Raw genomic sequence first — 24339 nt, 5'->3', positions numbered from 1 at the left:
AACTCGCTGGCAAGGACAGGTTCAAGGTCTGGGACGCGCCGCTGAGGCTCTTCCACTGACTACTCTCGTCGCGGCGATCGCGGGTACCTTCCTGTTCTCGGAAGGGGACAGTGCGTTTACGGTCTGGCATTGGCGCGATCTTCGGCACGGTCGTTTGGCGACGACAACCCCTTGATCAAGAACAATGCATTTCGTGCTTGTAGCTCCCATGATGAAACATGAATGTGAGGCTTGCAATGAATCCAGTCGATAGCCGTCAGCGTTTCTCCTCCCTGTCGATCGCTCTCCACTGGGTCACGGTGCTGCTGATTTCCGCCGTTTATGCGACCATCCTGCTCCGGGAGAACTACCCCAAGGGAACCGACATACGTGAGGGGCTGAAAACCTGGCATTTCATGCTCGGACTGGCTGTGCTGGCCCTGATTGTCATCCGCTTGATGGCGCGCCTCGCCAGCCGTCAGCCGCCGATCACGCCGGAACCGCCAGTTTGGCAGGCGCTGCTGGCCAGTACGACGCATTTTGCGCTTTACGCCTTCATGGTGGCAATGCCCGTCGCAGGTTGGGTGATCCTGAGCGCCTCAGGCAAAACCATCCCATTCTTTGGCCTGGAACTCCCCGCTCTGGTCGGCCAGAGCAAGACTCTGGCGGAGCAGGTGAAGAAGATACACGAGACGGTCGGGACGATAGGATATTTACTGATCGGCCTCCATGCCCTCGCGGGCCTATACCATCATTATGTCGTCAAAGACGATACCTTGCGCCGCATGCTGCCGGGCCGGCATTGATGTCGGCGTGTCGATCGGCCGCGCAACATGAAAATCCGCCTTATCCTAAAAGAGATTCTGCCATTCTACTTCAGGCTGGTCGTCCTTGCCGTGGTCACCCTGTTCATCGATCTTATCCTTCACCTGACGGATCTGGTCTGGATCGGACGCTACCTTGGGATCCCCGGCGTGATCCTGATCCTTCTTTCATTTGGCCATTCGCTGCGTAAGCGCGGCGTGATCAAGAGCTCAAATCCGGTCCGCCTGCTACGGCTTCACGAATGGCTGGCCTGGATCGGCGCCACGCTCGTCCTCGTCCACGCAGGTATCCACTTCAATGCCATCCTCGCCTGGCTCGCTGTCGCCGCCATGGCGGTGAACATCACCAGCGGCCTGACCGGCAAGTATCTCGTCCAGCGTTCACAGCGCTGGATGAAGCAGGCCAAGACTGAGCTACGCGATGAAGGGCTCACCGACAGTGAAATCGATCAGCAGCTGTTCTGGAACAGCCTGGCGGCGGGGCTGGTGCGCAAATGGCGGACCATTCACCTGCCGATTGCGCTGGCCTTCGCTGTACTTGCCGCCGCCCACATCCTTTCGACCTTCCTCTTCTGGGGGTGGAAATGAAACGCTCCCTCTGGATCGGGATTTCGCTGATACTGACGGCGATCATCTGCCTGAGCTTCCTTCGCCCGCATGAGATGGTCAGTCCCGGCAACCTGATCCCGGCGCATTCGGCGCTGCAGAACAATTGCTTCGCGTGCCATGCCCCGTTTCAGGGGGCGTCAGCCGAACGCTGCACCAGCTGCCATGTCGTGGCTGATATCGGCCTGCGCACAACAAAGGGTGTCGAGATCCGGCAATCGGAACGAAGGCCGGCTTTCCATCAGGCGCTGACCGAGCCCGATTGTATGGCCTGCCACAGCGATCACCCAAGACCGAGGCTGACCAAGGCCAGCTCAGTCCGATTTGATCACGCCCTGCTGAAAGCCGACGCGCGCGCGAACTGCCAGTCCTGTCACATGGCTCCGCACGATGATCTGCATCGCGGCCAGGTCCTGGCCTGTGCGACGTGTCACCAGCCAGCGCACTGGAAGCCGGCAACATTCGACCACAGCCGTTATTTCCTGCTCGACCGCGATCACAATACAGCCTGCACGACCTGTCACCTGGATAGCAATTACAAGCAGTACACCTGCTACGGATGCCATGAGCATCAGCCGGCAAAAATCATCACCAAGCACCGCGAGGAAGGGATAACCAACATCGAAAACTGTGTCCGTTGCCACCGCAGCGCGCATGGCGAGGCAGAAGGCGAGCATGAGGGCGGAAGTCGCGAAGACTAGCAGCCGATCACCCGGCCCCCTGTTCCTTCGAGAAGAAGATTTTACGACCCCGGCCGTTGCAGGTTTACCGGGTTGACCAATTCATGGGTTCAACTGTCGCCCCGGGGACCGCAAGCGTATCGGCTGGAAAAGCCCGGTTCCGCAAAATGAAAGGACAGACGATGACCTACTATATTGCCGCCAAGTTAAAGGTTCCCTTCGATGACGCCATCGTCCGCACCGAGGCGGCGCTGAAAACTGAAGGCTTTGGCGTCATTAGTCGGATCGATATCCAGCAGACCCTCAAATCAAAGATCGACGTCGACTTCCGTCCGTATACGATCCTCGGGGCCTGCAATCCGTCGTTGGCTCATGAAGCGCTGCAGCTGGAGGATAAGGTCGGCCTGATGTTGCCATGCAATGTCATTGTGCAGCAGTCCGGTTCTGATGACGTTGAAGTCGCGGCGATTGATCCTGTGGCCTCAATGCAGGCCATCGCTAATCCCGGGTTGTTGAAAGCCGCCGACACCGTCCGTGAAAAACTCGCACGCGCGATTGCCCTTCTGAGCCATTAAGGATTGGTCGGGCAGGTTAACGGCATTGCTCCGACAGGCAAAAGCATAAACAATCCCACACGCACTGCTGAGAAATCGGAGATCGATTGTATGACGGGCGATACTTCCATGGGTCAACAAATGGGGTCGGGCAGCCATGACATTCGCCACAAAACGGGCTGGGGCTGGATTCTCGCTTATGGCGTGATCGTGATTCTGGTCGGCCTGCTGGCGCTGTTCAATCCGATCGCGACCGGAATGGCGACCGGCGTTCTGATCAGCATCATGCTGGTCGTCTACGGCATTTTCGCGATCATCGCCGGCCTGTCGTCCCTGTCCGGCCGCGCGCGCTGGATCGAACTGCTGCTTGGCGTACTGTCGATCCTTGCGGGTGTGGTCACGATCTTCAACCCCTTTGCCGGTGCGCTTTCGCTGGTGCTGCTGATCGGCGCGTGGCTGCTGGTCAGCGGCATCTTCGAGATCGTGAGCGCGTTCAGGATCGCCCATGACCGGGTCTGGCGGCTGCTGCTGGGTGTTCTGGACGTTGTCCTGGGCGGGCTGCTGCTGTTCAGCGGACCGGGCACAGGCCTCGTCTTCCTCGCCTTTTGCGTCGGAATCAGCTTCCTGTTTCGGGGCGTTTTCCTCGTCATACTGGCTTTGGGGTTACGCAGGGTGGCGCGCGCCTGATCCCGTCGCTGCGCCTGCGCAAATATATGGTTCTGGTCTTGCAATGGCTGGGCGGACTGGCGCTCCTTCTGCTGGCGGTGGGTATCGCCATCCGCTTGGCTTATCCGCTGCCCGCGCTCGAGCCGCGGGCAGCGTCGGCGCACATTGCGGATACCGGCGATACGCCGCTCGGGCGCGGCGTTGCGCTTTTGTCCCGTGATCGGGACGGCCATTCGGGCATCCACCAACTGAACGATGGCCGTGACGCATTCGCTGCCCGGATATTGCTGGCGCGCGCCGCCGTCCGCAGCCTCGATATCCAATATTATATCTGGCACGGCGACCGATCGGGCACCCTGTTGCTGGAAGCCGTGCACGAGGCCACCGACCGCGGGGTGCGGGTACGGATGCTGCTTGACGACAACGGCATCGCCGGAATGGACAACGTGCTGGCGGCACTGGACCGGCATCCCAATATCGAAATCCGCCTGTTCAACCCCTTCGTGCTGCGACGCCCCAAGATGCTCGGCTATCTCGCCGACTTCCCCCGGCTCAACCGGCGCATGCACAACAAGAGCTTCACCGCTGATAATCAGGCGACCATCATCGGCGGGCGCAATATCGGCGATGAGTATTTCGGCGCGCGCGACGAGGGCCTGTTCCTCGACCTCGACGTGCTCGCCATCGGCCCCATCGTCGAAGACGTGTCTCGGGATTTCGATCGCTATTGGTCCAGCGAGTCAGCTTATCCGGCGGCGCGCATCCTGCTGGAGGTTCCCTCGGAAGAACTAAAACGGCTTTCGCGCCAGGCGTCTCTGGTCGAGCGCGATCCGGCGGCTCGTGCCTATGTCGAGGCCATTCGTTCACTACCGTTTATCGACCAGACGCTCGCTGGAACCCTGCCGCTCGAATGGGCGCCGGTCCGGATGGTGAGCGACGATCCCGCCAAGGGCGTCGGCAAGGCGCGACGAGAGGCGCTGCTCGCCGCGGCGGTGCACGATACGATTGGAGAACCGCAACGCGACACCCGGTTGATCTCGGGCTATTTCGTGCCAGGGCGCGCCGGGGTCGATGCTCTCGCCGCGCTGTCGGCTCGCGGCGTGGACGTGGCCATTTTCACCAACGCCTTCGAGTCGACCGATGTGTGGATCGTCCATGCCGGCTATGCGGAGCGTCGCAAGCCGCTGCTCAAGGCCGGTGTCCGGCTTTTCGAAATGCGCGGACCAGATCGCGCCGATGGAAAGCGGCCCAGGCGCAGCCTGATCAGCACCGGCTCGGGCAGCGGCGGTGGCAGTGATGGCCCGGTGCTCCGCTCCAGCGCCTCAATGCTGCACGCCAAGACCTTTTCGGTGGATGGCCAGCGGCTGTTTGTCGGTTCGTTCAACTTCGATCCCCGCTCGATACATCTCAACACGGAATTGGGGTTCGTGATCGAAAGCCCGAGCCTCGCCGCCAATGTCTCGAACGCGTTCCTGACCGATATTCCGGCCAACGCCTATGAAGTCGTCCTTGCCGAAGATGGCCGGCTCAACTGGCTGGAACGGACGTCCGATGGCGTGCATGTGCACACCAGCGAACCGGGAACCAGCCGGTGGCAACGCGGGGCTATCTCCATTCTGTCAAAAATGCCGATCGAATGGTTGCTGTGAATGGGCTGCATCATGGCTGGGTAGTCAGCCGCTTCACACCGCGCCCTGTCGACCGGAGTGATTACCGTGTCGACGGCATTCGAAAAGGCAAAGACAAACAGCGGATAACCGAGACGCGTCTGCTCTCCAGAAACCGATTTTTCCGCTTTTCTTGCCGTGACCTTCATGATCATTTCTTTCTGTTCAGCAGGATCCTGTCGGTCCGGCACCGGGCGGCACACCAGAAACTACTGCTGGAACGCGTCCTGGCGGCGGCAACCCTTCTTCATGGCGAAGCAGCTTGGCAGCGCATTCCAGGTGGCAGTGATGGTTGGCGCGCGCCTCACCAAGCCGCTCAATAGTCCTCAATAGTCCTGAATGACTGACCGGCTGACGCCGGTAGGATCATGGGGAGGGGCTGAAGCCATCCTTGCGGATATGCCGGTCGAGATAGCCCATGATGATGTCATCGGTGATGTTTCCGGAAGTGGTCGAGAAGTAGCCCCTGCCCCAGAACCGCTGGCCCCAGTAACGTTTGCGGATATGCTCGAACTCCTGCTGGATCTTTCGGGATGAGCGTCCCTTTGCCCGGCGCACGAAGTCGCTGACCGAGACGTGCGGTGGTATTTCGACGAACATATGGACGTGATCGCGCGACAGGGCGCCGTTAATGATGGTCACGCCCATCTCGGCGCAGACCTGCCGGATGATCTCGCGCACCCGCAAACGGACCTCGCCATGCAGCACCTTGAAGCGATACTTGGGCGCCCACACGATATGGTAGCGATGATGAAAAGTCGTGTGACAGCCTTCGACTGAAGTCGGAGGGGTTCCTCCACCAGTGGGACTCTAAAATCTGGTCGACAGCACCGTCTATTCCATGTTTGATCATCCCATCCATGCAATGAATCAGCGGGAGACGATGGTGAGCCAGGCTATTGATGTTCTGAAGCACGAACATGACGCCATCCTGATGGCCCTCAAGATCCTCGATCAAATCTCGGACGGAGCCAGACAGGGGAGCGCGGCATCAGCGGACGTCATGCAATTTCTGGGGTTTCTACGGGAATTTGCCGACACATGCCACCACGGCAAAGAGGAAGGCCTGTTGTTTCCCGCCATGATTGAGGCCGGTCTACCGGCCGATGGCGGCCCGATATCGGTGATGCTGTCGGAACATGAACAAGGCCGCGCGCTTGTTGCGGCAATGGCCAATGCAACCGAACCAGCAATGTCACCGGCGAAATTTTCAGAAGCAGCCACGGCTTATGCCGGCCACATGAGAGCGCATATCGAGAAGGAAAATACTGTCCTGTTCCCGATGGCTGATCGCATCGTCGCACCGGAAGTGATGGATGGTCTGGTCTCCGCCTTTGATCGACATGAAGAGGAGGTGATGGGCTCAGGTCGTCACGAACAGCTGCACGACATGCTCAAGGACCTGAAGGCGAAGTATCTCGATTCATGATAGAGGGTGGCGCATCGCCCCATCTGGAATGCTCGCAAATGGGAAAATCCCGTCACGCAGTCTGACGAGGAGATCCATACGCTCAAGATGGTCGAGGTCTTCTCATCGGCCCAGCAACTGGGTGTAGGCGGCCCTGAACCACGCTGTGCCGAAAGCTTGATAGCGACCGTTTCCCAGCCCCTCCATCGATAGCTTTGGTGCGGCTGCACCCCGGACGGAGGCGCGCGGCGTGCCTCGCCAGAGTGAACGCGAAATTGTTAGCGTAATTTCGTTGCGCGTCGGTTCCACGCATGGAACGACGCTACGGAAACTCACGTAGCGACATGGTGGGATCGAACCCGCAATGTCGCATGCGCTCTTGCTATACTTCCCGCGGCAAGACTGGATGAGAGGCTACCATGGCCCGAAAAAGCAAGGAAGCGTGTTGCGCATAAGGTTGCTGTTCGCGACACTTGCGTCCAGCATGAACGCTTCCGGGTAAATCGCCGGGAAAGGAGAGGCCCATAACGCGCATCCGCTCCACCGTCTGTCCGTCGTTTGTCCTGGTTCTGTTGGGTCTCTTGGCGGGCCTGCTGTTTTGGGTGGCTCCGGGCTTGGCGCAGCCTGCACGTACGGCCCCGGTACTGTCGTTGCAGGGTGCGATCGGTCCCGCGACCTCCGACTATGTCGTTCGGGGGCTGGAGCGCGCCGCCGCCGAGCGCGCGCCGCTGGTCATCATCGAGATGGACACACCGGGCGGCCTCGACAGCGCGATGCGCGACATCATCCGGGAGATATTGCGTTCGCCGGTGCCGGTGGTGACCTATGTCAGCCCGAGCGGTGGACGGGCCGCAAGCGCCGGGACCTACATCCTCTACGCCAGCCATGTCGCGGCGATGGCGCCGGGCACCAATCTCGGCGCGGCGACGCCCGTGCAGATCGGCGGCAGCGGCAATCCGCTGTCGCCGCCCCGCGACGGGGACGAAAAGGATGAAACGGCCGCGCCCAAAGTGGAGGATGCGAGCGAGGCCAAGGCGCGCAACGACGCCATCGCCTATATCCGCTCGCTCGCCGAACTCAGGGGGCGCAATGCGGACTGGGCGGAGGCAGCCGTGCAAACTGCGGCCAGCTTGTCCGCGAATGCCGCCCGCGCGCAGAATGTCATCGATCTCGTCGCCCGAGATCGCGCCGATCTTCTCGCCCAGCTCGACGGGCGCAGGGTCGTCGTGGGGGAAAACGAGGCCAAGCTCGCAACCCGCGATCTCACGCTGGTCGATGCGCCGCCGAACTGGCGCACGCGCTTTCTCGGCGCGATCACCAATCCGAACGTCGCCCTGATCCTGATGATGATCGGCGTCTATGGCCTGATGTTCGAGTTCATGAACCCCGGCGCGCTCTACCCCGGAACGATCGGGGCGATTTGTCTGCTTACCGGCTTGTATGCCTTTTCGGCGCTGCCAGTGAACTACGCCGGCGCTGCCCTCATCCTGCTCGGCATCGCCCTGATGGCGGCGGAAGCCTTCTCGCCATCCTTCGGGATATTGGGCATTGGCGGACTGGTCGCGTTCATGCTTGGCGGGGCGATCCTGATCGACACCGACGTCCCGCAGTTCCAGATCGGTTGGCCAGCCGTCGCAAGCGTGGCCATCGCGAGCCTGGCACTGACGGTCGTGATCGCCCGCCTGGCGCTGGTTTCGCGGCGACGAAAAATCGTCAGCGGCCGGGAAGAGATGATCGGGGCCAGCGGCACGGTGCTCGACTGGGCGGGCGGAACCGGTCATGTCTTCGCGCATGGCGAACGCTGGCAGGCGGCGGGCGCCGCCGATCTGAAAGCCGGCATGCCCGTGCGTGTCACAGGGCTTGAAGGCCTGACGCTCGACGTCACACAGGCCGATACGGATTTCGCCAGTTCCATGGAAAACTAAGGAGAATCAGGATGGATATGCTCGGTAGTCTGGCCTTCTACATTCCGGCGTTCGTCCTCATCCTCCTGTTCCTCACAGCAGCGATCAAGGTCCTGCGCGAATATGAGCGCGGCGTGGTGTTCACCCTCGGACGCTTTACGGGCGTCAAGGGGCCCGGCCTCATCCTGCTTGTTCCCTATGTCCAGCAGATGGTCCGGATGGATTTGCGGACGGTGGTGCTCGATGTGCCGACACAGGATGTGATCTCGCGCGACAACGTCTCCGTCCGCGTCAGCGCGGTGATCTATTTCCGGGTCATCGATCCCGAGCGGGCCACCATCCAGGTCGAGAATTTCATGCAGGCGACCAGCGAACTGGCCCAGACCACGCTGCGTTCGGTCCTCGGCAAGCATGAGCTGGACGATATGTTGGCCGAACGCGACAAGCTCAATGCCGATATCCAGAAGATCCTCGATGCGCAGACCGACGCCTGGGGGATCAAGGTCGCCAATGTCGAGATCAAGCATGTCGACATCGATGAATCGATGGTCCGCGCGATCGCCCGCCAGGCCGAGGCCGAACGCGAGCGGCGCGCCAAGATCATCAATGCCGAGGGCGAGCAGCAGGCGGCGCAGAAGCTGCTCGAGGCCGCCGAAATCCTGGGCCAGCGGCCGGAAGCGATGCAGCTGCGCTATCTCTCGACCCTCAACGTGATCGCCAACGAGCGCAGCTCGACCATCGTCTTTCCCTTCCCGATGGACCTCAAGGATTTCCTGAAGGCGGTCCCGCGCGGCGGGAAGGAGGATTGAAATTCCCGGTCAGCACCGCGTTTTCCATAGCGAGACAGGAGGCAGCCGAAAGCCGATGTCCGGCAGTTTCTGGATTGCTCAAATTCCGTTCCAGATGGCAGCCGCGCTGCGCCACAGCATGTAGGCGGCGACCGCGAAGATCAGCAAGGCGAAGATCGTGTTGAGCGCGCCCTTGTGGGCTGACAGCCGTTGCGAGAGCGCCGCGCCGACGACGCCCCCGACTATGCCGCCGCCGATGAACACCGCCGCAAGCCACCAATCGACCAGACCGGAAAAGGCATAGTTGAGCGCGGCCGTCAGGCCGAAGGCGGTGACGGCAACCAGCGATGAGCCGACTGCGTTGCGCATCGGCATCCCCGTAGAGGCCATAAGCCCGGGAACGATCAGAAAACCGCCGCCGATGCCGAAGAAGCCCGAGAATAGGCCGGTGGCGCCACCATAGCCGATCACCTTGGGCGCGTTCTCACGCTCGCATTGGACATCGGGATTGCCGGGATCGCCGCGGCTTTTCAGCATCAACGCGCCAACGAGGATCATCAGCAGCGCGAACAGGAAAAGCAGCTTCTGGCCGTCGAACGCCTTGCCCAGTGTCGATCCGACATAGGCGCCGGCAACACCCGCGGCCGCGAACATGCCAGCGCAGCGCCATTTGATTGTGCGCTGGCGGGCATGGGGCACGAGATTGGCCCCGGCACTGACGGCGACCGCGAGGGCGCTGGTGCCGATCGCGACATGCGGTGAGGCAACGCCGACCAGATAGACCATGAGGGGGACGGCGAGGATCGACCCGCCGCCTCCCACGAGACCCAGGGTGAAGCCGACGAGCGAACCAGATCCGGCGCCAAGCAGATATTGGATGGGTTCGAGCGTCATCGCGTTACAGCGTGTTGACCGGCAGCTTCAGATAGCTGGTGCCGTTATCCTCCGGCTCCGGCATATGGCCGCCGCGCATGTTGACCTGAATGGACGGCAGAATCAGCCGGGGCATCCCGAGTGTCGCATCGCGCGCCTCGCGCATGGCGACGAACTGGTCCTCGCTCACGCCGTCGCGGACATGGACGTTACGCTGCCGCTCCTCGCCCACTGACGTCTCCCAGGCATAGGTATCGCGCCCGGGGGCCTTGTAGTCGTGGCAGAGATGCAGGGCCGTCTGGTCGGGCAGCGAGAGCAGGCGCCGGATCGAACGATAGAGCGTGCGCGCGTCGCCGCCCGGAAAGTCGGCGCGGGCGGTCCCATAGTCGGGCATGAACAGCGTATCGCCGATGAACGCGGCATCGCCGATCACATAGGTCATGTCAGCAGGGGTATGGCCCGGCACATGCAGCGCGATCGCCTCGATCGAGCCGACTTTGAAGCGATCGCCATCATCGAACAGGTGGTCGAACTGCGAGCCGTCGCGCGCGAAGCGTGTGCCCTCGTTGAAAATCTTGCCGAAGACCTCCTGCACTGTGAGGATATGGCGGCCGATCGCCAGCGTGCCGCCCAGCTTCTCTTGGAAGTAGGGCGCGGCCGACAGATGGTCGGCATGAGCGTGCGTCTCGAGCAGCCATTCGACCTCCAGACCTCCCTTGCGGATATAGTCGATCACCTTGTCAGCGGACGCGAAGGAGGAGCGCCCCGACGCCGGGTCGAAATCCAGCACACTGTCGATGATCGCCGCTTTGGCGGTGGCGGGATCGGAGATGACGTGGGTCACGGTGAATGTGTCCTCGTCGAAGAAGCTGCGGATGACCGCGGGCCGCGCGTTGCTCGCGGCCTCGACGATCCGGGCGGCTTCACGGATATGCGGGTCGGTCATGGCCTTATCTTTCCTTTGATACGCGGGCCTTTGATACGCGGGTGGTGCCGGCTTTGTGGGGCGGCGCGCGCCGGTTCGCTGATCCCGGGCATGGTGGGAGCAGCCTCGTCTGTCATTCTATCGTCTCCTGCGACTGCGAGAACGACAGGAAAAAGATACATATTTATATTAATCGTGTTATACTTGTGGACCTAATTGCTCTGACCGGATTTTTCAATCCCTTCCGAAAACTGGAATTATAGTCCCATCCCGTACGCAGGCATCTTGGCACAAGCCCGTACCAGAGCATCATTTAGAGTAATTATAATTATCAGATGAGCGGCCGACGCCTCAGACGGTAGCAAGAACCTGCCTGACCCATCCGACGAGTCGCGCGCGATCCATGGCGCCGGCCTGTCGCGCGATCTCACGGCCACCCCTGAACAGGATGAGCGTCGGGATCGACTGGATACGGTATCGCCCCGCAATGCCCTGCTCGGCTTCCGTGTCGACCTTCAACAGCCGGACATAAGGCTCCAGATCGGCAGCCGCTGCCTTGAACGCTGGCGCCATCGCACGGCACGGCCCGCACCAGCTCGCCCAGAAATCCACGAGAACCGGCAGGTCTCCGCGTCCCACATGGCGATCAAACGCAGTCGCATCGACATCGATGGGCTGACCCTGGAACAATGGCATCGAGCATCGTCCGCAATTTGGCGCGGCGCCAATCTTCGCAGCCGGAACGCGATTGATGCTCGCGCAGACCGGGCAAACCACAAGCTGGGCATCGGACATGTGGACGTCTCTCCTGTGAAACGCAAACGCCGCTTAATCGTTTACCCGTATGATGTAACCGTGTAAGAAAAGGGCTACAAGGCTTACCGCCTCCAGGAGTAGAAAAGTTGAGTTCCAACGCAGACGAGAATGCCGTTTGCTCGCCGCTCCAGATCGGCGATGCCGCGCCCGATTTCCAGGCGCGGTCGACCATGGGCGAAATGAATCTGTCCGATTATCGTGGCCGCTGGGTGCTATTGTTCTCGCATCCTGCCGATTTCACGCCGGTCTGTACCAGCGAATTCATCGCCCTCTCGCGCGCCAGCGAGCGGTTCGCGGCGCTTAATTGTGCGCTGGTAGCGGTCTCGGTCGACAGCCTCTATTCGCATCTGGGATGGGTACGCGCGATCCATGAGCATTTCGGTGTAACCGTCAGCTTTCCGGTCGTCGAAGACCCGTCGATGGTGATCGGCCGCGCCTACGGGATGCTTGCGGACGATGCGCCCGACGCGGCCACGCTGCGCGCGACTTTCTTTATTGATCCCGATGGCATCATTCGCGCCAGGCTCTGCTACCCGGCCACCATCGGCCGATCGGTGGAAGAACTGCTACGCGTCATCGCCGCGTTGCAAAGGGTCGACAAAACCAATGTCGTCACGCCCGAAGGCTGGCGCCCCGGCGACGACGTACTACTCCCGCCCTACCAGGATCAGGCCTCGGCACTCGATGCCGCGGGCGATACCTGCTGGTTCCATCGGACGCGCCCCGACCAGGACACGGAGGCAGGCAAGTGACGAGCTTCACCGACACCGAACTCGGCACGATCACTGACGTCCTTAAGGCGCTCGCCCATGACGTACGCCTGAAACTGATGCGGACACTGCTCGAGAATGGCGAGAAATCGGTGGGCGAACTCGAAACCATGACGGGGATCGGCCAACCCGGCCTGTCGCAGCAGCTTGCCATCCTGCGCAAAGCGGAGCTGGTGGAGACACGCCGCGATGCGAAGCTCGTCCTTTACAGCCTCGCGCCGGACATGCTGGAAAACACCGCGAAACTGCTCTGCGCTCTGGCGGGAATTTCGCCCAGGAACGTGCGACCGGGAACGAAGGGCGCCGGATCGCGCGCAAGGGGATCGGCGGCGACCTTCGCTCGAATATTGTAATCGTACATCACGAATAGTTGGTGCCGTCAGTCTCCAAGCTCGATAACGCGTCCCTCGCCCGCGAGAGCCAGCAAGGCCCGTCGATGGCTGACGACGACAAGACCCGCCTCCGTCTCGCGAAGCCAGCTATCGAGCCCGCGAACAAGCCGCGCTTCCGTCATCCTATCAAGGCCTTCGCTCGGCTCGTCGAGCAGCAACCATCGCCTTGCTGAAAGGATGGCGCGCGCGATGGAAAGGCGCTTGCGCTGCCCGCCCGACAGGCGCGCGCCGCCATCGCCCACCCATTGATCAAGCCCTTGCGGCATAGCGCGGACGTCGGCCGCGAGGCAGGTTACTTCCAGCGCCGCCCAAAGCTGCTCGTCGCTGAGACCCGGGCGTGCGACGCGCAGATTGTCGCGAACCGTTCCTGACAGGAGCTGGGCATCCTGCGGCGACAGCGCAAAAGCCGCACGCACCGCTCCGGGCGGCAGCACGGCAAGAGCCTGGTCATCGAGGCTAATGCCACAATCAGCGGTGGCGGGACGAATCCCGGCCAGCGTTTCGAGCAGGCTGGTCTTGCCGCTACCGGATCGTCCCGCGATCCCCAGGCGTTCACCCGCTTCGAGCCGGATATGCACGCCACCCCGATCAAAGGCGATCGTTCGTCCAATCGGCGTGGGTGATCCCTCCGTCCGCGCAAGCGAAGAACTCTGCTCCGCTATATCTTCCAATCGCGCAAGGGCCGTCGACACCAGTGCGCCTCGCGATACACCACGTACATAGCCGGAAAGAGCTTCGACCGCACCCGCCGTCGCCAGCACCGCCAGCACCGTCATGGGAAGCGCCGCATGAGAGAGGAACAGGATGGCTGCCATGGCGATACCGCCGCCAAAGGTGAGGCCCGCATCAATGATCGCCTCACCCCTTGCGAAGCGGCGACGCGCCCTGTCCAGCGCGGACGTCTCGGCTTCAAGACTTCGCGCGATGGCCGGCGCCAAGCCATAAGCAAGAATTTCGGGCGAGGCCGACGCATGATCTACCATACTCGCCTTGAGCCGTGCCTGCGCCGTGGCCATGTCGGTAGCAGCAGTAGCCAGCAGCCGCGGCGTCGCCAGGTGCGCCCACATGACGAGTCCGACGAGCAACATGAGCAGAGAGAAGCTAGCCCAAGGACTGGCAAGCCATGTGAGGCCAAAGCCGATGGCGGCTCCTACCAGGGCAGCCGGGAGCGCAGGCTTTCGGATCAGGCTGTCTTCGAGCGCGTCGATGTCCTGAACGAGCCGCGTCACAGCATCGCCCGCCGATACCGCCCGCACGTCATGAGTGGTCAGGATGTGGTCGAATAGGCGCGCCCGAACCGCAGCGAGCGCCATCAGGGCGGCCCGGTGCCCGGTGAGGCGTTCGCCATAACGTGCCGCTGTGCGAATGATCGCAAGCAGCCGGATCATCGCGCTCGGTAGTAGGTAGTTGAAGGCCTGAACCATCAACACACCGCCAAGCCCAGCGAGCGCGGCGCCGGTTATGAACCATCCCGACAGGCCAAGCAGCAATACTCCGGCGGCGGTCGCGATCATGGCGAGCCCGCCCGCGATGCGGAAAGTGCGGCGCTCCGGGCCGATGGCCTCAACAAGCAGCCGCTCTATATCCGCGCGGCTCACGCGAGCACCATTTCACTGGCCGCGATCGCGGCCAGTTCGGCGCTGTGCGTCACCATGAGGACCGTGCGCCCGCTAGCGGCAGCTACCAATATCCCGGCAATATCGGCCGCAGATCCCGCATCGAGATCCGCGGTCGGTTCGTCGAGCAGCCAGAGCGGGGCGTCTTTCAAAAGGACACGCGCGATCCCAACACGCCGTCGCTCGCCTCCCGACAGGCCCGATCCGCGATGGTCGAGCGGCAAAGCCATCCCTTCCCCTCGCGTCTCGATCATCGGGCCAAGACCGGCGCGGTGCGCAGCCGCTTCAACTGCTGTGTCATCGGCATCGGGGCGCGCAAGCCGGATATTGTCGGCGAGCGTACCCGGCACGAATGCCACCGATTGCCCGGCCCAGCCTATGCTGCCAGGGAGCGCGATATCGCCCACGTCCCTGCCGTCGACGAGAATGCGCCCATTGCCGATTGGCGCAAGCCCGAGAAGTGCATGGAGCAGACTCGATTTTCCGATTCCGGTGGCCCCGCGCAGCGCGAAAATAGAGCCTGCGGCCACCTCCAGCGTGAATGGACCGATAGCCGTTTCGCCATAATCGATCACCACGCTGTCGAAGCACAGTGAGGGCGGAGATACGAGCGGGGGTTTCGATGAAGGTCCGAATGCGGGAGCAATGGCTTCAAGCCGTTCGGTGGCTGCCTCCCCGACCTGCTTGTCATGATAAGCGGCAGCGATACGACGCATAGGAAGATAGAATTCAGGGGCGAGGACGAGGACAAACAGGGCCTCTCCGAGGGTCAGCTGTTCCGGAGCCGGAAAAGGTAGAATCCCCAGCAGATTGAAACCGCAATAAAGGGCAACCAGCGCCACCGACAGCGCGGCAAAGAATTCAATGACCGCGCTCGATACGAACGCGATCTTGAGGACGTCGATCGTGCGCGCCGCGACCTCGCGTGTCGCATCTGCCAGGTGACGACCGATACGAGCCTGCGCGCCGAAACCCACGATCACGGGCAGCGCACGCACGCGGTCGACAAACAAGCCCGATAATCGACTGAGCGCATCGAGCTGGCGGGCCGCGGCGCTGGCCGCCACCGTGCCGGCGAGCGCCATGCCCAGGCCGAAGGGAAGGAGAGTCGCGAGCATGATCGCACCGGCGACCCAACTGCCGAAAGCGGCTGCGATTGCGATAATCAGCGGCGACAACACCGCCGCCCGGCGGAGAGGCAGAAAGCGGGCGTGGAAGCCGCCCAGATCCTCTATCCGATCGACGGCATCAGCGACCGCTTCACCCAGCATCCGGCGATCCCCCGGCGCCGCGACAAGAACGCCTGGGAGTATCCGTCGTCGCCAGTGTGTCTTGGCTCGGACCGCACCCGCCTCGCCGGCATTGGCCGCCCCAATCTGGGTCGCGGCGCGCATCAGAGCCGCCACAATCAAGCTCCCCACTGCGAGCAGCAATGTCGCACGTTCGCCTTGCCCCGCCGACGCCACGGCTACCGCCAGCGCTGCCGCCATGAGGACCGCTGCGCCACTATCCCCGATCCAGAAAAGGGCCGCGCCATATCGATCTGATGGGTTGCTCATATACTCAGTTACGCGTAATGGCTAATCATTATCTTTTCAACCGACTCAAGGCGATCGTATAAAGCCGGGCCGGCATGCAAGGAGTCTTGCCATGGACATGGCGGTGATCGAACTCTCCCGGCTGCAATTCGCCCTGACCGCACTCTATCATTTCCTGTTCGTTCCATTGACCCTTGGCCTCTCTTTCATGCTGGTCATCATGGAAAGCATCTATGTGATGACGGGCCGGGAGATCTGGCGGACGGTCACGCGCTTCTGGGGCAAGCTGTTTGGCATCAACTTCGTACTCGGCGTCGCCACCGGCATCACCATGGAGTTTCAGTTCGGCACCAACTGGTCCTACTTCTCCCATTATGTCGGCGATATCTTCGGTGCACCGCTGGCGATCGAAGGGCTGATGGCTTTCTTTCTCGAGGCGACCTTCGTTGGCCTCATGTTCTTCGGTTGGGACAAATTGTCCAAGCTGGGGCATCTCTTCGTCACCTTCATGGTCGCCCTTGGCTCGAATCTATCGGCGCTGTGGATTCTCGTTGCCAATGGCTGGATGCAGAATCCTGTCGGATCGCGCTTCAACACCGAGACCATGCGCATGGAAGTCTCCGACTTCATGGCAGTGCTGTTCAATCCGGTCGCGCAGGCGAAATTCGTCCATACGGTGAGCGCGGGCTATGTCTGCGCATCAGTCTTCGTGCTCGGCATCTCGGCCTGGTATCTGCTCAAGGGCAAATGGACGGCAGTGGCGAAGCGCAGCTTCACCGTGGCGGCCGCCTTCGGCCTCGCCTCCTCGCTCTCGGTTGTCGTACTGGGTGATGAAAGTGGTTATGCGCTGACCGACAACCAGAAGATGAAACTCGCCTCGCTCGAAGCCATGTGGCATACCGAGCCGGCGCCGGCAGGTATCGCCATCGTCGGCTTTCCCAGCGTCGCGGACCGCGAAACCTATTTCGAGGTCAAAATCCCCTATGTGCTCGGCCTGATCGCCACACGCAGCCTGACAGGCGAAGTCTCGGGCATCTTCGAACTGGTCGCCAGGGCGGAACATCGCATCGAACATGGTATCAAGGCTTATGACGCGGTCGAACAACTGAAGATCAACCAGAACGACATGGCCGCGCGTGAACAATTCGAGAAAGCCAAGGCTGATCTCGGCTACGCGCTTCTCCTCAAGCGCTTCGTGGCGGACCCGCGCAACGCAACGCAGGAGCAAATTGAGCAGGCAGCCTGGTCGACCGTACCTAATGTCCCGGTCATGTTCTGGGTGTTCCGCGTGATGGCGGGTCTCGGCTTCTTCTTCATCGCCTTCTTCGCCTTTGCCTTCTACATGGCATCGATCCAGCGCTTCGGCGTACGCGAAGGCATCCGGCGCAATTTCCTGCGCGCGGCAGTGTGGGCCATTCCATTACCGTGGATCGCGATCGAATTTGGCTGGATCCTCGCGGAGGTCGGCCGGCAGCCCTGGGCGATTGAAGGGACTCTGCCGACTTTCCTTGCTGCCTCAAGCCTGACCGTAGCGCAGCTCTGGACAACGATCATCGGCTTCACGGTAATCTATGGCCTACTCGCGGTGATCGAAGTGCGGCTGATGCTGGCGGCGATCCGCAAAGGGCCTGCCGAGCATCGCGCCCCGGCGCTGGCGTCGCCCAATGGCTACGCCCCCATTCCCGCCGAATAAGGAGAACAGGTCATGGCGCCTCCCATCGACTATGAAACGCTCCGGCTCATCTGGTGGCTCCTGATGGGCGTCATTCTGATCGCCTTCACCCTGACGGACGGCTTCGACCTCGGCACCGCCGCATTGCTGCCATTCGTGGCGAAGACCGATGCCGAACGCCGATTGGTCATCAACTCGATCGGCGCGACATGGGAAGGCAACCAGGTCTGGTTCATCCTTGGTGGCGGCGCGATCTTCGCGGCCTGGCCATTTGTCTACGCGGTCAGTTTCTCCGGTCTCTATCTGGCGATGTTCATCGTCCTCGCCGCGCTCATCCTACGGCCCGTGGGGTTCAAATATCGCTCCAAGAAGCCCGACGCCGCGTGGCGCACGCGTTGGGATTGGGCGCTGTTCATCGGTGGCTTCGTGCCCGCGCTGGTCTTCGGCGTCGCGGTCGGCAATGTGCTGACGGGTCTTCCCTTCCGTCTCGATAGCGATCTGCGTTCCTTCTATGAGGGCAGCCTGCTCGGCTTGTTCCATCCCTTCTCTCTGGTCGCTGGCTTGCTCTCGGTTGCGATGATCCTGCTGCACGGGGCGAGTTGGCTTGCGATCAAGATTGAACGCGGCGCGGTCCATGATCGCGCCCGCAGCGTCGGCCAAATCGCAGCGGCGGCTTCGATCCTTCTGTTTGCACTTGGCGGCGCAATGGTCGCTACCATGGGTTATGGCTTCCGCCTGTCTCATGGCGCTGATCCGCTTGGCCCCTCCAATCCGCTGCTTTCAGCCACCATCGCGGCGCCGGGGGCATGGCTGGACAATTACGGCAAATATCCCTGGATGCTGATCGCACCTGTTCTCGGTTTTGCCGGGCCGTTGCTGGCGTGGATCGGCATCCGCAAGGACCGCGAAGCTTTGGCTTTTGGCGGCTCGTCGATCGGCGCGGTCGGCATCATCGCCACTGTCGGCCTGTCAATGTTCCCCTTCATCCTACCAAGCTCGATCGACCCGGCCTCGAGCCTGACCGTATGGAATGCCTCGTCCAGCCATGTGACGCTGTTCATCATGCTAGCGGTCACGGTCGTCCTCCTTCCGATCGTGCTTATCTATACCGCATGGGTCTATAAGGTGCTGTTCGGCCGCATCACACTGCGCGACGTCGACACCAACCCCGACTATTACTGAAAAGGACGACTACCATGTGGTATTTCAGTTGGGTTCTAGGCGTCGGCCTCGCCGTCGGGTTCGGTATCTTGAACGGCATGTGGCATGAATTCCACTCTGACCCCGACGATGACGCAGCAGTCTGATCGCCAGCCTTCATCATAAGCGCTGGTGCCCTGACGCTGACAGGTTTCACGAGATGCAAAGCCTTTTGATGCGGACACGAGATCCAGAATACGCCCCACCTTTCGGTAATGTTGAACAGCGACAGGACCGCCGGGCGCATTTCTTGCAGAAAATCGCTGTCCCACAGAGTCTTCGCTACGGTCGGAGGCAGAATATCCACGGTTCCGATAAAATCGGATGTCGCCATCCGATGCAGCCGGCGTGACCGCAAGCCCAGCTCAGCCTTGGCGTGACGTCTTGGATTTCTGGTTTCCAGAAGGGCGCAATGCTGACGTGGGCCTCGAGATCCATCGCAAGCACTGGTCCTGGCGGATGCAGGGCGGCGCCGACGAAGCGATTGTCACCCGATTTTCGGAACTCACGGTGCGCGGAGCAGAAAATAAGCTTAATCATTGGGCGGACGATCCGGAGGGGCGGCTGTCACTCATCATCGTGCTAGACCAGTTCTCGAGGTCACTCTGGCGGAGCAAAGCGCGGGCATTCGCGCAGGATGCTGCCGCTCTGAGGCTGGCGATGGAAGGGTTTGCGAACGGTCACTACGAAGCTCTCAAAATGCCATGGTTCAAGATCGCCCACACCCAACCGCTAGGCCACTGCGAAGGCCCTGATCACCTCGAGCGTATCGACCTTCTCATTCGCCTACGTGGAGACATTACGTCCAACGCCCCGGATCACTTACAGCAGATTTACCGTTCTCTGGAGAAGCAGGCTGAAGATGTACGTCAGGTCATTTCCGCCTTTAGCCGTCACCCGCATCGTAATCAGATTCTCGGCAGGCAGTCGACATCGGCAGAAAGAGAATACATAAAAAAGAACGATTTTCCGCACTTACGCGCGTTTCCATCCGATCGCTGCCGAGACTAGTGACCCGAATCTGAAGTTCGTCACACTATGTGGTAGGCGCCGAACGAACTTCAGATTCATCAGGGTCACTAGCAAATATACGATTCTAGTGTGGTTGATGGATTTGAAATACGCTCCAAGCCTAGCCGCTAGAATGATGCGTATTTCAAATCCACCACACTAGGCTGAAAGCTTCTGAGCTGCGGCGTTTTCGCTCGGTCTGATCCTGATCGTCATCGCTGGCAGCCTCATCAGCATGTTGCATTCATTCTGAGCAGGGCACCGGCAACAGCAAGCATCCCCTGATGACCTCGAGCGCGAATGCTACCCGCGTGCTGATCTATTTCAGCATTGCCAGTGCAACACGCACGGTGCCTTAAGGACAATCGAACTGCGTGCGATGGCGGGCGATATGACAGACGCAGCATCCAAAGCGCCTGGCTAATGGGTTTACGTGATTATGGGAAGACAACGATAAGCACGAGACCCGCCGTCAAGCCGCGGCAACGACGAGAATATCGCGATTAGCGCTGTGCAATGCGCACCGGGTCACGCTCCCAAGCAAGACTTGCGAGACAACATTGCGTCCGTGGGATCCCAATGCCAGCAAATCTCGCGTTTCCTCGCGAGACAGCTCGGCCACTATGTCAGCCGGCGTGCCATCAAAAAGGCGGATCCCACCAGTAAGCCGTTCAAGTCCCATAGCAGCGAGCAAGTCGTTCAGTTTGAACCGTGCGGCATTCGCTTTGCTTCTGCGATATGCTTCGATTTCGTTCGCCGGCGTGCCCGCTTTCAACATCGCCTGCTCGAAGGAAAGGGGCAGCTCAACGACATGGATGATCTCAAACATGGAGGTCGGTGCCAATGCAACAGCCTTTTCCAGCGCTTGTTGTGAGGATGGTGAAAAATCCATCGCAATCGTGACACGGCGGTATGGCTCATCCGGTTGCCTTCTGACGACGAGGACCGGGACACGTCCGTTGCGGGTTAATCTGTCGGCGGTGGAACCAAACAGCCTTTCGCGCAGCGTATTGGGATTGCCGGGGCCGATGACCAGCAGATCGGCCTGTTCAGCGCGTGCAGCAGCTTCGATGCTTTCATGCGCTCGTCCATGGTCGATGATAACATCGACATTCCGACAGTCCCTATCTCCAAGCAGAAGAGCGATATGCGCGCGGGCATTATCTTCCAACGTTTGACGCAATGTACCAAGCGTTGACCACGTTCCGATGTCCTCCTCTACAAGGAGAAGATTCTCCAGCACATGTACGAGTATCAGGCGCGCTTCATGTACTTGCGCCAATTGCAGAGCCCTCTCAAGCACGGGGTCCGTGTCAGCCTCCAATGCCACCCCGGCAATGATCGTTTTTATGGGCATACAGGTTTCTTTCCAAAGCAGGTCTGCCAGCAGGAGAAATTCTGCGCGTGCGGGAAGGTCGATATACAGTTTGAAACGTTCCGCGCACGACATGGCGGAACTTCCAAAGAGAGAATGATGCTCCCGCCCGGGCAGGGCAAGCAATTTACCCGGCGCACCTTTTGGATTTACGCCGAGACAAGATTGAATGAGGTTGCTCGAGCGCCCTGCCAATCTCCTCGATAGACCTCTGGGACGGCGTCACCAAACAAACCACCTCGAACCAGTTTGAACCGCTCCGGGTTTGCCGGAGGCTATTTGGTTTAAGTTACGCAGCCATGGAGACGTCGTCCAGCATGGCGTAATATAGTTCCTCGGCTTCAGCGGGTGGAATGTTGCCGATGGGCTCGAGCAGACGCCGGTTGTTGAACCAGTCCACCCACTCCAGCGTGGCATATTCGACGGCCTCAAAGGATCGCCACGGTCCCCTGCGATGGATCACCTCTGCCTTGTAGAGACCGTTGATCGTCTCAGCCAAAGCATTGTCATAGCTGTTGCCGACGCTGCCGACCGATGGTTCGATCCCAGCTTCGGCAAGACGCTCCGAGTATCTGATAGAGACATATTGGCTGCCGCGATCGCTGTGATGGACCAGTCCGCCACGATGAACCGGGCGCCGTTCGTGGATAGCCTGCTCCAGGGCATCCAGCACGAAGCTGGCATGAGCAGTCCGGCTGACCCGCCAACCCACGATGTAGCGGGCGTAGACGTCGATCACGAAGGCAACGTAGACGAAGCCCGCCCATGTCGCGACATAGGTAAAGTCCGACACCCAGAGCATGTTGGGCGCCGGAGCATGGAACTGCCGGTTAACGTGATCCAGCGGGCACGGCGCAGCTTTGTTGCTGATCGTGGTCCGCACAGGCTTGCCACGGATCACCCCCTGTAAACTCAGCTCCCGCATCAACCGCTCGACGGTGCATCGGGCCACAGCGCAGCCCTCGCGGTTCATCTGCCGCCAGACCTTGCGCGCCCCGTAAACGCCGAAGTTCTCGGCAAAGACGCGCACCACCTCAGGCTTCAGATCCTGATCACGCCGGGCACGGGTCGACAGCCGCGCCGGATCTCGTCGCTGCGCGACACGCTCGTGGTAGGTCGATGGGGCAATCGGCAGCACCCTGCAGATCGGCTCGACCCCATAAACATCCCGATGCTCGTCTATGAAAGCCGTCATCGCTTGAACGGGCGGTCGAGCTCCGCCTGGGCAAAATATGCTGACGCCTTGCGGAGAATCTCGTTGGCCTGGCGCAACTCGCGGTTCTCGCGCTCCAGCGCCTTGAGGCGATCAGCCATCTCCGTCGGCACGCCAGCACGCTTGCCGCTATCCACCTCGGCCTTCTTCACCCACTCAAATAACGTCTGCGGAACGCAGCCGATCTTCTCTGAGATCGACACAATGGCCGCCCAGCGTGATGGATGATCGGCTTCGTGATCCAGCACCATGCGCACCGCCCGTGTCCGAACCTCGGGTGCAAACTTGTTCGTCGTCTTGCTCATATCGGCTCCACTTACTCAGAAGTTGGAGCCTCCGGCAAACCCGGAGCGGTTCAGTTGCACCGCGCGCGGCTCACCGCGCACGATCTGCCCGTCGTCGGCACGGACGTGGATATGGTGCGGACGCACGTCTCCAGGATGCTCAAGCCCGGCTGCCCCAAGCAACTCCGCCAAAGCGTGCATGGTGTTATGGTGATAGGCCGCGACCCGATCGGATTTTTCGATAATGTCGATCGCCTTTTGCCGTAGCGGATCTTGCGTGGTGATGCCGGTGGGGCACCGATTGGTGTGGCACAGACGCGCCTGGATGCACCCGATCGAGAACATGAATGCCCGCGCCGCCATGACATAATCGGCGCCCAGTGCATAAAACCGGCACAAATCGAATGCGCTGATCGCCTTGCCGCTTGCTCCCAATTTCACCCGGTCACGCAGGCCCGCGCCTGTAAGGATCGCATGAACAAAGCTCAGACCATCGGCAACGGGCATGCCGACATGATTGCTCAGTTCCACCGGTGCCGCCCCGGTGCCGCCCTCGCTGCCGTCGATGACAATGAAATCAGGCGTCACGCCGGTTTCCAGCATCGCCTTGACCATAGCCATGAATTCATGGCGGTAGCCGATAGCAAGCTTGAAGCCGACCGGCTTGCCTTCCGACAATTCGCGCAAGCGCGCCACAAAAGCCATCAATTCCAATGGTGAGGAGAAGGCAGAATGGCGCGCGGGAGAAACGCAATCCTGCCCCAGCGGTACGCCGCGGGTCTCGGCGATTTCTGGTGTCAGCTTGGCTTGGGGTAACACGCCGCCATGGCCCGGCTTGGCCCCCTGACTGAGCTTGATCTCGATCATGCGCACCTGGGGATCGGCAGCTTGCAGGCGAAAGCGCTCCGGGTCGAAAGCCCCCTCAGCCGTGCGGCACCCGAAATAGCCCGAAGCGATCTGCCAGATCAGATCACCACCATGGATACGATGATAGGGACTGATAGACCCTTCGCCGGTATTATGGGCAAATCCTCCCAGCTTCGCTCCGCGATTGAAAGCCATGATGGCCCGTGCGCCGAAGGACCCGAAGCTGGTTCCCGAAATATTCAAAACCGACGCCCGATAGGGCTGCCGGCAATCTGGACCGCCGATCGTAATCCGGAAATCAGGGTCCTCGACCGTCGTAGGCTGTACCGCATGCGACATCCACATATAGCCCGGCATATCGACATTATGAATAGTTCCGAAGGGCTGGGCGTCGTTCACCTGTTTGGCGCGCCGATAGACGAGGGAGCGCTGTTCCAGGCTGAAGGGCAACTGATCCTTTTCCCCTTCAATAAAATACTGCCTGATCTCGGCCCGGAAAGTTTCGAGCAGAAAGCGCATATGTCCGATAATCGGATAATTCCGCCAAATTGCATGCTGTCGCTGGATGAGATCATGCGCTCCCAGAAGAGCGAGCGGCAACAAAAGGACGAGTGGCCATCCCAATGCCGGATGGACGGCATTGGCGAGGATCGCGCTAACCAGCGAAAGCAGAACGACCAGAGCCAGAACGAAATAACGCGACATTATACC

The 24339-nt window shown here is 60.8% G+C and carries 24 protein-coding genes, 1 pseudogene and 1 other annotated feature; of the genes and pseudogenes, 16 read left to right on the top strand and 9 right to left on the bottom strand.

Annotation, left to right across the window (positions count from 1 at the left end; genetic code table 11):
- Window positions 1-218 precede the first annotated feature (218 nt).
- The 7 genes from SGR02S_RS00290 (at window position 219) to SGR02S_RS19780 (ending at window position 5299) form a co-directional block, all read left to right on the top strand.
- Window positions 219-785, top strand: a complete 567-nt coding sequence (locus SGR02S_RS00290; RefSeq protein ID WP_255211343.1) for a cytochrome b — start codon at window positions 219-221, stop codon at window positions 783-785.
- Window positions 786-812: 27 nt separating this feature from the next.
- A complete protein-coding gene (locus SGR02S_RS00285) occupies window positions 813-1391 on the top strand; it encodes a hypothetical protein (protein ID WP_067104958.1) in 579 nt (192 codons plus the stop codon).
- A complete protein-coding gene (locus tag SGR02S_RS19335) occupies window positions 1388-2110 on the top strand; it encodes a cytochrome c3 family protein (protein ID WP_082796844.1) in 723 nt (240 codons plus the stop codon). The genes SGR02S_RS00285 and SGR02S_RS19335 overlap by 4 nt, the downstream gene beginning before the upstream one ends.
- A 161-nt stretch (window positions 2111-2271) precedes the next feature.
- Complete coding sequence (locus SGR02S_RS00275) at window positions 2272-2664, top strand: DUF302 domain-containing protein (RefSeq protein ID WP_067105128.1); 393 nt, start codon at window positions 2272-2274, stop codon at window positions 2662-2664.
- A 108-nt stretch (window positions 2665-2772) separates the two neighbouring features.
- Complete coding sequence (locus SGR02S_RS00270) at window positions 2773-3330, top strand: HdeD family acid-resistance protein (protein ID WP_067104955.1); 558 nt, start codon at window positions 2773-2775, stop codon at window positions 3328-3330.
- Between the two features lie 26 nt (window positions 3331-3356).
- Window positions 3357-4958, top strand: coding sequence for a phospholipase D family protein (locus SGR02S_RS00265; RefSeq protein WP_082796843.1), 1602 nt, complete (start codon window positions 3357-3359; stop codon window positions 4956-4958).
- Window positions 4946-5299 (top strand): hypothetical protein, encoded by a 354-nt coding sequence (locus SGR02S_RS19780; protein WP_156482897.1) that lies wholly within the window; start codon window positions 4946-4948, stop codon window positions 5297-5299. Before SGR02S_RS00265 ends, SGR02S_RS19780 begins: the two co-directional genes overlap by 13 nt.
- A 43-nt stretch (window positions 5300-5342) precedes the next feature.
- On the opposite strand, the pseudogene tnpA reads toward SGR02S_RS19780, so the two are convergent.
- Window positions 5343-5747: pseudogene (gene tnpA / locus SGR02S_RS00260) on the bottom strand (IS200/IS605 family transposase); the annotation flags it as partial.
- A 70-nt stretch (window positions 5748-5817) separates the two neighbouring features.
- Between tnpA and SGR02S_RS00255 the strand changes: the two are divergent.
- From SGR02S_RS00255 to SGR02S_RS00245, 3 genes are all read left to right on the top strand, one after another.
- Window positions 5818-6405, top strand: a complete 588-nt coding sequence (locus SGR02S_RS00255) for a hemerythrin domain-containing protein (RefSeq protein ID WP_067104950.1) — start codon at window positions 5818-5820, stop codon at window positions 6403-6405.
- A 560-nt stretch (window positions 6406-6965) separates the two neighbouring features.
- On the top strand, window positions 6966-8309 hold the full coding sequence (locus SGR02S_RS00250) for an NfeD family protein (protein WP_255211342.1): 1344 nt from the start codon (window positions 6966-6968) through the stop codon (window positions 8307-8309).
- 11 nt (window positions 8310-8320) lie between these two features.
- Window positions 8321-9097, top strand: a complete 777-nt coding sequence (locus tag SGR02S_RS00245) for a slipin family protein (protein ID WP_067104947.1) — start codon at window positions 8321-8323, stop codon at window positions 9095-9097.
- 78 nt (window positions 9098-9175) lie between these two features.
- Here the strand turns inward: SGR02S_RS00245 and SGR02S_RS00240 are convergent, their stop codons facing one another.
- The 3 genes from SGR02S_RS00240 to trxC all read right to left on the bottom strand — a co-directional run bounded on the left by SGR02S_RS00240 (window position 9176) and on the right by trxC (window position 11669).
- The gene (locus SGR02S_RS00240) at window positions 9176-9970 is read right to left on the bottom strand and encodes a sulfite exporter TauE/SafE family protein (protein ID WP_067104946.1); all 795 of its coding nucleotides are present in this window, start codon (window positions 9968-9970) and stop codon (window positions 9176-9178) included.
- A 4-nt stretch (window positions 9971-9974) separates the two neighbouring features.
- Complete coding sequence (locus tag SGR02S_RS00235; protein WP_067104945.1) at window positions 9975-10895, bottom strand: MBL fold metallo-hydrolase; 921 nt, start codon at window positions 10893-10895, stop codon at window positions 9975-9977.
- A gap of 330 nt (window positions 10896-11225) precedes the next feature.
- Complete coding sequence (trxC, locus tag SGR02S_RS00230) at window positions 11226-11669, bottom strand: thioredoxin TrxC (RefSeq protein WP_067104944.1); 444 nt, start codon at window positions 11667-11669, stop codon at window positions 11226-11228.
- A 107-nt stretch (window positions 11670-11776) separates the two neighbouring features.
- Here trxC and SGR02S_RS00225 point away from each other — a divergent pair, with 107 nt between their 5' ends.
- On the top strand, window positions 11777-12442 hold the full coding sequence (locus tag SGR02S_RS00225) for a peroxiredoxin (protein ID WP_067104935.1): 666 nt from the start codon (window positions 11777-11779) through the stop codon (window positions 12440-12442).
- On the top strand, window positions 12439-12813 hold the full coding sequence (locus SGR02S_RS00220) for an ArsR/SmtB family transcription factor (protein WP_067104934.1): 375 nt from the start codon (window positions 12439-12441) through the stop codon (window positions 12811-12813). Before SGR02S_RS00225 ends, SGR02S_RS00220 begins: the two co-directional genes overlap by 4 nt.
- A 26-nt stretch (window positions 12814-12839) precedes the next feature.
- Here the strand turns inward: SGR02S_RS00220 and SGR02S_RS00215 are convergent, their stop codons facing one another.
- Complete coding sequence (locus tag SGR02S_RS00215; protein ID WP_067104933.1) at window positions 12840-14450, bottom strand: amino acid ABC transporter ATP-binding/permease protein; 1611 nt, start codon at window positions 14448-14450, stop codon at window positions 12840-12842.
- Window positions 14447-16027: a thiol reductant ABC exporter subunit CydD gene (gene cydD / locus SGR02S_RS00210; protein WP_067104932.1), complete on the bottom strand. Its 1581-nt coding sequence runs from the start codon at window positions 16025-16027 to the stop codon at window positions 14447-14449. The genes SGR02S_RS00215 and cydD overlap by 4 nt, the downstream gene beginning before the upstream one ends.
- Before the next feature lie 91 nt (window positions 16028-16118).
- Between cydD and SGR02S_RS00205 the strand changes: the two genes are divergently transcribed.
- From SGR02S_RS00205 to SGR02S_RS00195, 4 genes are all read left to right on the top strand, one after another.
- Window positions 16119-17699, top strand: coding sequence for a cytochrome ubiquinol oxidase subunit I (locus SGR02S_RS00205; RefSeq protein WP_067104931.1), 1581 nt, complete (start codon window positions 16119-16121; stop codon window positions 17697-17699).
- Window positions 17700-17711: 12 nt separating this feature from the next.
- On the top strand, window positions 17712-18860 hold the full coding sequence (gene cydB / locus SGR02S_RS00200) for a cytochrome d ubiquinol oxidase subunit II (protein WP_067104930.1): 1149 nt from the start codon (window positions 17712-17714) through the stop codon (window positions 18858-18860).
- A 14-nt stretch (window positions 18861-18874) separates the two neighbouring features.
- Window positions 18875-18985, top strand: a complete 111-nt coding sequence (gene cydX / locus SGR02S_RS19330) for a cytochrome bd-I oxidase subunit CydX (protein WP_082796841.1) — start codon at window positions 18875-18877, stop codon at window positions 18983-18985.
- A gap of 277 nt (window positions 18986-19262) precedes the next feature.
- Window positions 19263-19889, top strand: coding sequence for a DUF924 family protein (locus SGR02S_RS00195; RefSeq protein WP_255211341.1), 627 nt, complete (start codon window positions 19263-19265; stop codon window positions 19887-19889).
- Window positions 19890-20361: 472 nt separating this feature from the next.
- On the opposite strand, the gene SGR02S_RS00190 is transcribed toward SGR02S_RS00195, so the two are convergent.
- The 3 genes from SGR02S_RS00190 to SGR02S_RS00175 form a co-directional block, all read right to left on the bottom strand.
- Window positions 20362-21459 (bottom strand): universal stress protein, encoded by a 1098-nt coding sequence (locus tag SGR02S_RS00190; RefSeq protein WP_156482895.1) that lies wholly within the window; start codon window positions 21457-21459, stop codon window positions 20362-20364.
- A gap of 94 nt (window positions 21460-21553) precedes the next feature.
- A protein-coding gene (locus tag SGR02S_RS00185; protein ID WP_156482894.1) for an IS3 family transposase occupies window positions 21554-22782 on the bottom strand; the annotation gives its coding sequence in 2 pieces (ribosomal slippage) (window positions 21554-22494 and window positions 22494-22782; 1230 coding nt in all).
- Window positions 22385-22501, bottom strand: a sequence feature (AL1L pseudoknot). It overlaps the preceding gene by 117 nt.
- A gap of 15 nt (window positions 22783-22797) precedes the next feature.
- Window positions 22798-24333, bottom strand: coding sequence for an FMN-binding glutamate synthase family protein (locus tag SGR02S_RS00175; RefSeq protein WP_067104922.1), 1536 nt, complete (start codon window positions 24331-24333; stop codon window positions 22798-22800).
- Window positions 24334-24339: the final 6 nt, after the last annotated feature.

The sequence above is a fragment of the Sphingopyxis granuli NBRC 100800 genome (genome assembly GCF_001591045.1).
In the GTDB taxonomy this organism is placed as follows: Bacteria; Pseudomonadota; Alphaproteobacteria; order Sphingomonadales; family Sphingomonadaceae; genus Sphingopyxis; species Sphingopyxis granuli.
Note: the sequence above shows the minus strand (reverse complement) of the source record. Positions and strands in the feature narration are given on the sequence as shown.